Origin of the sequence: Mesorhizobium sp. M7A.F.Ca.CA.003.01.2.1 (genome assembly GCF_003998945.1) — a bacterium.
Taxonomy (GTDB): Bacteria; Pseudomonadota; Alphaproteobacteria; order Rhizobiales; family Rhizobiaceae; genus Mesorhizobium; species Mesorhizobium ciceri.
In genome coordinates, this window is sequence record NZ_RZRA01000502.1 from 1 (window position 1) to 4094 (window position 4094).

Below are 4094 nucleotides of genomic sequence, written 5' to 3' on the forward strand. Positions count from 1 at the left end.
TCGAGGGCTGCGGAATACTGCGGATGGAAGGTAATCCGGGCGCGGGCCAACGTCCAGTCGATGACCGGCAGCGGCATCGCGGCAAAGCGCGAGCGTATGTCTCGGGTTTAAATCAAATTTTACCAAACGGCCGTCAAAGCTGTCATCGGTAATCGTGTGTGTCGTGTTAGTGGAGTGGCCATGAGTCCGGTCGGAAGAATCTCTCTAGTGTTGGCCGCTGCGGTGCTGGGCGGGGCGGGCGCCGCCAATGCGGGCGAGGGCAGCTGGCTGTCCGGCGACTGGTATCTGACCGTTGGCGCCACCGGCCTGGTCGCGCCCAATTTCGAGGGCGGCAGGAAATACATGCTGAGCGCCCAACCCATCATCTCATTGGGCAAGGCCGGACCGGCGGCACGCTTTGTCTCGCGCAACGACAACATCTCGTTGGCGCTGGTCGACGATGGCGGTGTCCGCGCCGGCCTGACCGGCAAGTTCCTGTTTTCCCGCGACGACGACAACGCCGATGAACTGAAGGGCCTCGATCCGGTGCGCTGGGGCGGCGAAGTCGGCGGCTTCTTCGAATTCTATCCGACGGACTGGCTGCGCGCCCGCGCCGAGCTGCGCCACGGCATTCGCGCCCACAACGGCTTTGTCGCCGACATCGCCGCCGATGCCTTTTACGACGTGACGCCGACCGTCAGGATTTCGGGAGGACCGCGTGTTTCCTTCGCCTCTGGCAACTATTTTGACGCCTATTATGGCGTCAACGCGCAGGAGGCGGTGGCCTCGGGCCTGAGCGAATACCATCCCGGTGGCGGGCTGAAATCGACCGGCCTTGGCGGCGCCATAACCTGGAAGGTGACCGAGCCGATGACCGCCAGCCTGTTTGGCGAATATGCGCGCCTGATGGGACCGGCGGCCGATTCCAGCCTGGTCAAGGAGCGTGGCGATCGCAACCAGTTCACGGTCGGCGTGTCGACCACCTACCGCTTCGATTTCACGATGTAGGTGAATCGAACGAGAGACGCTTTATTCCTGCCGTGGCTTCGGCTAAAAGCCCAGCCATGACCAGCTTTTCGCGCCTTTTCGCGATCGCGATACGAATTACAGGCCCGGTGTTCCGGGTGGCCTGAGCGCCGCCGGAGCCGCCGGGAGTTTCTGCGCGCCCCTCGCGCTTTTTTCATAACATGATAGTTCACGCCCGAGCTTGTACGCCCGCCGGGCAATGCACATGGCAGACCAATGACCGACACAACTGAAACGATCGACTATTCCAAGACGCTTTATTTGCCGCAGACGGACTTCCCGATGCGCGCCGGCTTGCCGGAGAAGGAGCCGCTGCTGGTCAAGCGCTGGCAGGACATGGATCTCTACCGCAAGCTGCGCGAGAGCGCTGCCGGCCGCACGAAATACGTGCTGCATGACGGCCCGCCCTACGCCAATGGCAACATCCATATCGGCCATGCGCTGAACAAGATCCTCAAGGACGTCATCACCCGCTCGTTCCAGATGCGCGGTTACGACTCGAACTATGTGCCCGGCTGGGACTGTCACGGCCTGCCGATCGAATGGAAGATCGAGGAGCAGTACCGCGCCAAGGGCAAGAACAAGGACGAGGTACCGGTTAACGAGTTCCGCAAGGAATGCCGCGAATTCGCCGCGGGTTGGATCACAGTGCAGGGGGCCGAGTTCCAGCGCCTCGGCGTCATCGGCGACTTCAAGAACCCCTATACGACGATGGCTTTCCATGCCGAGTCGCGCATCGCCGGCGAGCTTTTGAAATTTGCCATGTCGGGCCAGCTCTATCGCGGCTCCAAGCCGGTGATGTGGAGCGTGGTCGAGCGCACGGCGCTGGCCGAGGCCGAGATCGAATACCACGACTATGAGAGCGACACGATCTGGGTGAAGTTTCCGGTCGCCAGCCTTGTCCGCCCCATTGACGATGGCCAGACCAAGCTGACGGAGGGCGCCCTCGATCTGCTGCAGGCCCACGTCGTCATCTGGACGACGACGCCGTGGACGATCCCAGGCAACCGCGCCGTCAACTATTCGCCGCGTATAAATTATGGCCTCTACGAGGTCACGGCAGCCGAGAACGCGTTCGGCCCGCAGCCGGGCGAAAAGCTGATCTTTGCCGACGCACTGGCCGAAGACTCCTCGGCCAAGGCCAAGGTCACCTTGAATCGTCTCCGCAGCGTCTCGGCGCAAGAGCTTGGAAGCCTTACGCTTTCACATCCGCTCAAGGGCTTGGGCGGCGGCTACGAATTTGCCGTTCCGATGCTCGCCGGTGACCATGTCACCGACGATGCCGGCACCGGCTTCGTCCACACCGCGCCCGGACACGGCCGCGAGGACTTTGACGCCTGGATGGACGCGGCGGTGGATCTGCGCGCACGCGGCATCGATCCCGCCATCCCGTTCACCGTTGACGATGGCGGCTTCTTCACCAAGGACGCGCCGGGTTTCGGACCGGACCGCGAGGGTGGACCGGCGCGCGTCATCGACGACAACGGCAAGAAGGGCAACGCCAACCAGGCCGTCATCGACGAGCTGATCAAGCGCAACGCGCTGTTCGCGCGTGGCCGGCTGAAGCACAGCTATCCGCATTCGTGGCGGTCCAAAAAACCGATCATCTTCCGCAACACGCCGCAATGGTTCGTTTATATGGACAAGGACCTCGGCGACGGCTCGACGCTGCGCAGCCGGGCGCTCAAGGCCATCGACGAAACCCGTTTCGTGCCCGCCGCCGGCCAGAACCGCATCCGCGCCATGATCGAGGAGCGCCCGGACTGGGTGCTGTCGCGCCAGCGCGCCTGGGGCGTGCCGATCGCCGTCTTCGCCGATGTCGACGGCAATGTGCTGAAGGACGAAGCGGTCAACCAGCGCATCATGGACGCCTTCGAGAAGGAGGGCGCCGACGCCTGGTTCGCCGCTGGCGCCAAGGAGCGTTTCCTTGGCAATCACGATGCCTCCAAATGGAAGCAGGTGATGGACATCCTCGACGTCTGGTTCGATTCGGGCTCGACGCATGTCTTCACGCTGGAGGATCGCCCTGACCTGAAATGGCCGGCCGACGTCTATCTCGAAGGCTCCGACCAGCATCGCGGCTGGTTCCATTCCTCGCTGCTGGAAAGCTGCGGCACCAGGGGCAGGGCGCCTTACGATACTGTCGTCACCCATGGTTTCACCATGGACGAGGATGGCCGCAAGATGTCGAAGTCGCTCGGCAACACCGTGGTGCCGCAGGACGTCATCAAGCAGTCGGGCGCCGATATCCTGCGTCTGTGGGTGGTGACGACCGACTACTGGGAGGACCAGCGGCTCGGCAAGAACGTGCTGCAGACCAACATCGATGCCTACCGCAAGCTGCGCAACACCATCCGCTGGATGCTCGGCACGCTCGCCCATGACGATGGCGAAGAGGTGCCGCTGGAGAAGATGCCGGAGCTGGAGCGGCTGATGCTGCACCGGCTGGCCGAGCTCGATGAGGTCGTGCGCTCGGGCTACGACGCTTTCGAGTTCAAGCGCATCACCCGCATGCTGCTCGATTTCATGGTGGTCGAGCTGTCGGCGTTCTATTTCGACATCCGCAAGGACGCGCTCTACTGCGACGCGCCGTCGAGCCTGAAGCGCAAGGCTTCGGTGCAGGTGGTGCGCCATCTCTTCGATTGCCTGGTGAAATGGCTGGCGCCGATGCTGCCCTTCACCATGGAGGAGGCCTGGCTCGATCGTCATCCCGACGCGGTCTCGGTGCATCTCGACCAGTTCCCGCAAATCCCGGCGGACTGGCAGAACGAGGCGTTGGCGGAAAAGTGGCGCCAGGTGCGGCAGGTGCGGCGCGTCGTCACCGGCGCGCTGGAGATCGCGCGCGCCCAGAAGGTGATCGGATCGTCGCTGGAAGCGGTGCCGGTCGTCACCATCAACGATGCAGCGCTCGAAGCGGCGATTTCAGATGTCGACATGGCCGAGATGGCGATCACCAGCGATCTGGTCATCGCGCATGGCGAGGCACCGGCTGGTGCCTTCGCGATCGACGACGTCAGGGGTGTCGCCGTGGTGGTCGAGAAGGCCGAGGATCGCGGCCTGTTAAAATGCGCACGCTCATGGCGCTACAC

The 4094-nt window shown here is 63.3% G+C and carries 2 protein-coding genes; both read left to right on the forward strand.

All coding sequences use genetic code 11. From position 1 onward, the window contains the following. Window positions 1-180: 180 nt before the first annotated feature. A complete protein-coding gene (locus EN969_RS19750) occupies window positions 181-987 on the forward strand; it encodes a MipA/OmpV family protein (protein WP_127419326.1) in 807 nt (268 codons plus the stop codon). Window positions 988-1221: 234 nt separating this feature from the next. Further along, a partial coding sequence (gene ileS, locus EN969_RS19755) for an isoleucine--tRNA ligase (protein ID WP_127419327.1) occupies window positions 1222-4094 on the forward strand: 2873 nt, incomplete at its 3' end.

Bases quoted from the DNA above. Each gene is read 5' to 3' on its own strand.
- EN969_RS19750 (WP_127419326.1), top strand. From the start codon at position 181: ATGAGTCCGGTCGGAAGAATCTCTCTAGTGTTGGCCGCTGCGGTGCTG.